The sequence below is a fragment of the Vibrio ichthyoenteri ATCC 700023 genome, assembly GCF_000222605.1.
In the GTDB taxonomy this organism is placed as follows: Bacteria; Pseudomonadota; Gammaproteobacteria; order Enterobacterales; family Vibrionaceae; genus Vibrio; species Vibrio ichthyoenteri.
In genome coordinates this window covers 1-1,560 of sequence record NZ_AFWF01000139.1, presented here as the reverse complement: position 1 = coordinate 1,560, position 1,560 = coordinate 1, and the positions used below count along the sequence as shown (strand labels likewise).

The window sequence follows — 1,560 nt, the reverse complement described above, 5'->3', positions numbered from 1 at the left end:
GCAATTTGCCCTGCCGCGAGCGACAAAGACAAATGCCAAGGCGATAACCGCTTGAGCGGTCTTGGCACTTGTTGACGTTGCAAAGGATTAAACTGCATGGTCAAACTTGGCCAAAGACCTTGATGCGTTTGAAATGCTTGCTCAAGTTGTGTGGTGTCAGGCCGAACCATTTCAAAGCGAAAGGGACGGCGATTCACCGGTGATACGTTCATCGTGGTCGCCGCCTCTATCGGACAAGGCGCTCCCTGCCCGATAGCCACCAATTGCTCAAAGAGACAATCTCGCTCTTCTTGGTATTGCGCACCACGTCGGTCAGCTTTTTGACCGAGTATCACCACTTGTTTAAAACGGTCGGTACTGGCCGCAAATACTTGCACACAATGCAAGCGTTGCGCTAAGTAACGACTGAATGCGGGTGTCAGTGACGGGTAGGGGACGACCAAGACCAACACTCCCTCCGTTTTTAACGTCGGCAAACAGCGTTGAGTAAATTGCACCTCTAACCGCGCCATTGAACGTGATGCATTGTCCATTTGGTCGGTGACCGTATTGCCATAAGGCGGGTTTAAAAACAGCACACTTTGACTGCCCGCCCCGATGAGCGTGTCGAACGTATTGCTACGTAACACGTTATCGAGGGTGAGGCTCGCCATGATGGCTCGCTCCGTATCTAGCTCCACACCGTAGGTGTGAACCAGGCATTGTGGGGCTTGTTCTATCGCATTCGCTAAGAGTGTTAACGCTTTGCCTTCACCACAACACGGGTCGAGTAATCGATGCGTACCGGCTTTCAAACAAAGCCGTTTGGCAATGTTTGACAGCGTCGCTTCGTCGGTGGGGTAATAACCATCCTTAAGGTAGTTATGTGCCACACGTGGGTGCATTATTGCCATCAGCAGGCCTCCTCATCGAGACGGATACGAGTCCAGTGCTGTGCTTTCGGCTCAAATCGCCATACTCGCTCGCCTTCAATCAAGCGTTTTAGGTAAGCCAATTGACGTCCCATCACTTCTCGACCGACTTCTGGGTTGAGTTTCACCACATCGTCAATTTGAGCGCCTAGTGGCCACAACTCGCCAAAGAGGGCTGAGACATCATCGATCGGTTGTGCCGGGGGCTGACGTTCACTGCGCTGAATGGCTTGAGCTTGACGCTCTTCGGCCAACGGGTCTGACTCTAACGACTCTTCTGGGACTTTCCCTTCTTGATAATCGTTGAGCCAAATTCCGCTGAGCTCGGCGCGAGTTTCAATCACAACGCGATGCTCTGTTTGATAGCTGCCTGAGAAAATGCGTTTAACCCCAAAAGTGCCTTGATAGGTGCCTTCGTTGTATTCATCGAGCATGGCATCTCGAATCGCAAATTTACCCAGTTCACAATCTAACGTCGCCACATTGAAGTCGCCATAGCGACCGGTGATCGTTTTAATGGCTAAAGAGCCGGTAATTTGGACCATAACGGTCTCCTTGAAAAACAAGCAGACCTTTCACCGAAAGGTACTGCTTCGGTGAAAATCCAAATAAGAATGAAATGAAACGGTTATAACCAACCACGCTCTAC

2 protein-coding genes are annotated in these 1,560 nt (G+C 50.8%); both read right to left on the bottom strand.

What is annotated here, in order from left to right:
• Nucleotides 1-893, bottom strand: an 893-nt coding sequence (locus RH85_RS10360; protein ID WP_006712181.1) for a DUF6094 domain-containing protein, incomplete at its 3' end; no start/stop codon positions are given.
• Complete coding sequence (locus RH85_RS10355; RefSeq protein WP_006712180.1) at nt 893-1,456, bottom strand: DUF3275 family protein; 564 nt, start codon at nt 1,454-1,456, stop codon at nt 893-895. The genes RH85_RS10360 and RH85_RS10355, both read right to left, overlap by 1 nt.
• Nucleotides 1,457-1,560 lie beyond the last annotated feature (104 nt).